At 32.8% G+C, this 4,119-nt stretch carries 3 protein-coding genes; all 3 read left to right on the forward strand.

Features of this window, described 5'->3' with window-relative positions; all coding sequences use genetic code 11:
* Positions 1-181: 181 nt before the first annotated feature.
* The gene (locus JMO20_RS00635) at positions 182-1,084 is read left to right on the forward strand and encodes a 5'-nucleotidase (protein ID WP_202707215.1); all 903 of its coding nucleotides are present in this window, start codon (positions 182-184) and stop codon (positions 1,082-1,084) included.
* A gap of 1,473 nt (positions 1,085-2,557) precedes the next feature.
* Positions 2,558-2,941 (forward strand): hypothetical protein, encoded by a 384-nt coding sequence (locus JMO20_RS00640; protein WP_202707216.1) that lies wholly within the window; start codon positions 2,558-2,560, stop codon positions 2,939-2,941.
* A gap of 512 nt (positions 2,942-3,453) precedes the next feature.
* Positions 3,454-3,828 carry a hypothetical protein gene (locus tag JMO20_RS00645; protein ID WP_202707217.1) on the forward strand — a complete coding sequence of 125 codons (375 nt, stop codon included), beginning with the start codon at positions 3,454-3,456 and terminating at the stop codon, positions 3,826-3,828.
* Positions 3,829-4,119: the final 291 nt, after the last annotated feature.

The raw sequence follows: 4,119 nt of genomic DNA on the forward strand, positions 1-4,119 counted from the left end.
ATCATATAACAAGGTGTTTACACTAGTTGTACTTAGAAAAGTATTTGTAGTGATGTACACCAATACCTTCTCACTGGGAGCAAGGCTCCACTAAAGAGTATTCCTTTGGGGTCCAGTTCGAAGGCGTCGTAAACACCAGAGACGTTATCAGACATCTATATTTTAAAAGGGAGGCTATTCTATGCCATATAACTTAAATGATAAATTAGTAGTTGCAATATCATCAAGAGCATTATTCGATTTAGAAGTTGAAAATCAAATATATATTGAAAAAGGGTTAGAAGAATATAAAAATTATCAGGTTGAACATGAAGATGAGAGACTTAATGAGGGTACAGCCTATTCTCTAGTAAAAGCACTACTGGATTTAAATAGTAAGTTTGATACACCAATTGTAGAAGTAATAGTAATGTCTAGAAATAGTCCAGAAACAGGTCTTAGAGTTTTTAATTCAATTGAAGCAGTGGGTTTAGGCATACATAGAGCAGCTTTCACAGGTGGTGAAAACATTGCTAAGTATCTTTCAGCGTTTGATGTAGATTTGTTTTTATCTAAGAATGAACAAGATGTACAAGAAGCGATTGATGCAGGCTTTGCATCAGCATTAATTTATGCAGTTCCTAATGAATATACACCTGATGATAAAGAAATTAGAATTGCATTTGATGGTGATGCAGTTATTTTCTCAGAAGAATCTGAAAAAATATATAAAACAAAAGGATTAGAGGCTTTTTTGGAACATGAAAAAATAAATGCAAAACAAGCCTTACCAGATGGTCCTTTCGCAAAGTTATTAAGAACTTTGTCAACTATTAAAGAAAAATATCCTGATATGTTGAGGATAGCTATTATTACAGCACGTAATTATCCTGCACATAAAAGAGTGATTTTGACATTAAGACAGTGGAAAGTGGATGTAGATGAAGCTTTTTTTCTTGGAGGAGTTGAAAAAAGAGAAGTTCTAAAAGCTTTCAATGCTCATATCTTTTTTGATGACCAAGATGTACATGTTAAACCAGCATCAAAGGACATTCCATCGGGTAGAGTTCCGTATAAATCAGGGTCAGGACTTTCAAGTAAATAAACGTCAGATAACAAAGTTTTTGCACAAAGGTGCATTAGGGAAAGGCTTTGAGGTGTTGTGCACCACACCTTCTCACAGGGAGCAAAGCTTCGCCAAGGGGTATTTCTCTAAGGGCCAGTTCAAAGGTGTCGCAAACACGAAGACATTATAAGAAATGGCGATAACGGAGTTGTACATAGGTGCCTGCCTAATAATAAACGAGATGATGAGTAGTTGGACATTGAGAACTGTAGATTAGTTATATAGTAATAGAGGGAATATAATAGGTTATGTAATGAAGAGAAGAAAGGTAATCTTGTTATTCATAGATTTGAGGATACTGAGAAATACAAGAAAAGGATTTCAAATCATGTTGTTGATAGATTGATCAGATTTAATGTTTTAGATAGACCTGATATTGATGAAAGATTAAGGACACATTATGGTTCTATTATTGAGATTTTAAATGATTTGATGAGTGGCAAGTATCTGTAATCAATATAGGTATAATTATAGTTCAACCTACTCCATCTACTCCATAGTTTGTATTTCTTATAATATGAGAAGGTTTATTATCTGAAAGAGTCTCCACATCTTATAACAAAGTGTTTGCAGTGCGTCCTGGCAGGGCATACATTCTAGCGGGTGTGAGTCCCGTCAGGTAAAGTCTAGCCAACAGCCCTGTATCGAGTCTTGGAGAGATTATAGTGACATAATATTTTAAGCACAGACAGAAAGTCAGCGAGGTAGAATAGAAGAAAAAATTATTGACAAAGCTATTCTAAAAGGTAATGAGTATTTCTTTCAATATAGAGAAAGTGGTAAATGGTTAAATAATTGGAGTGAAGAAAAGAGACATTTTGAAAAATATTATTCTGTTATTGCAAATGAAGTTAACTCAAACAATAATTATTTAAGTGATAGACTGTTTCATCTTACTCATTATGTAAATCATTGTAACTTGTATCCTGAAGTTATAGATGTTTTAGAAAGTCTTTAGAAAACTCATATACAAATTTTGAAGAAAGCTTATTTATTGATAGTAAAGCTGCAAATGTAGAAGCAGCTAAAAATATAGGAATGCAGGGAGTACATATCGATAGAAGTAATAGTGAAAATTTAAATGTTATAAAAGACATGTTAATGTAATGAAGTTAGATTTACGCATAAAGGCAACATCCATCATATAACATGGTATTTAAGATTCCGCTACGCTTCATGCAAATTTCTTCACCAAGCCAAGTCTGGCTAAGGTTCAGAAACTTCTTAAATATCTGGTACGTTATGTGAGATTGCCTACTGCATTTCAGAGTTGTATTTTGAGATAGATGGTTTTAAACGGGACTCTGATAACTATAATATTGTTAGTGATGAGTTTGAGAAATAGATTTTCAACGGATTTTTAAGCTTGAAAGATATGATGTGTATGAGCAGGTGATACAAAGTGCAAATATGATATATTTGTTGAAGTTTACTTAGAAGGGGATTAGTGTATTGAAAAAGAATAGAAAACTTTTACTATATAGTCTAGTTGGTTTAATCATTTTGATAATTATTCAAGTTTTTATCGTTCCAGTAAGCTATGATGCAAAGATATCTACAAAGGAGTTTAAAGAGTGTGTTGTAGAAAAATATGCTTATGATTTAGGTGTGTTATTTGTAAATAATCAAAATTTCAATCCTCTAAGGAGCTACAATTATAATCGCTATATTCCTCAAGTAGATGAATTAATACAAAATATGAGGTGGAAAGGAAGAATAATATATACTAGCGCAATAAATGAACTAGATGGAGTTAAGTATATTGTTAAATATAGAGGTGAGAGATACTGGTATAAAACCTACAGATGGACAATTACTAGTATCATTGAAATATAATGGAAAAGTAGTACAAATGATAGTTGGCTTTTATTTTTTTCTATACCATTAAGTTAGTTAATATGTCTTTAAGGTATTGCTTCGAAGGTGAAGCAGTCAACTACACATAACCAGCTAATAGTTGTCAAGGATTTTTCTAAAAAAAGTAGAATATAGTAAAAATAGGCACAGGAAATAAACCTATTAAATAAGTAGCAACAATAGCTACTTTCAAAGTTTTTGAGCAAGGGCGCCTTGAGGAACGTTTGTGGGGTCAAATCCATTGGCGCCAAATCTCTTCGCTGGGAACAAAGTTCCGCCAAGACAGTATTCATTTGAGGTCTAGCTCAGAGACATCTCAAACACAAAAACGTTGATATCATTTCAGAGAATTACTTTAGGATCAGTAACACCAATATTCCAAGTATATTGTCTATAATAAAGAAATTTATTTTATAGTTGAATATTTTTAAATTTAATTGTAGAGGTAGGTTTAAATTATTTATATTTTATGAAAGGGAGGATATTAATTTATGTTTGCAATAATAGGTGCAATATTATTTCTAGTTATAGTAATTATGACAGTTCTTGTTGCGTTGGGTCTTCCTTTGGGAGAGTTTACAATGGGCGGACAACACAAAGTTTTACCTAACAAGTTCAGAATTATGGCATTAGTTTCTGTTGCTATGCAGATTTTTGCTATGGTAATTGTTTTACAGGCAGGAGGGTTTATTACCTTATGGTTTTCTTATAAGATAACCAAGTATTTTTGTTTCTTCTTTGCTGCTTATCTATCTTTGAATACCATTATGAACCTGATGTCACAAAGTAAGAAAGAAAAATATGTTATGACTCCATTTTCGCTTATTGTAGCAATGTGTTATTGGATGACTGCATTTCAGATGTAGCATAGGTTATGAGTATAATGTAAAGCTAATCATATATTTAATAGATAGACACTAGAACACAAGATGATTAGATATTTAAATATGTTAAAAACCTTCTTAGTAAGGCGCTGGAGAGTGATATCACTCATCATCTAACAAAGTGTTTGCAGTGCGTCCTGGCAGGGCGCACATTCTAGCGGGTGTGAGTCGCGTCAGGGTAAAGTCTATCCAACAGCCCTGTATCGAGTCTTGGAGATATTATGGTGACATAATATTTTAAGCGTAGACAGAAAGTCAGCGAGGTAGAATTGA

The organism is Sporosalibacterium faouarense (assembly GCF_016765695.1).
Taxonomy (GTDB): Bacteria; Bacillota; Clostridia; order Tissierellales; family VENL01; genus Sporosalibacterium; species Sporosalibacterium faouarense.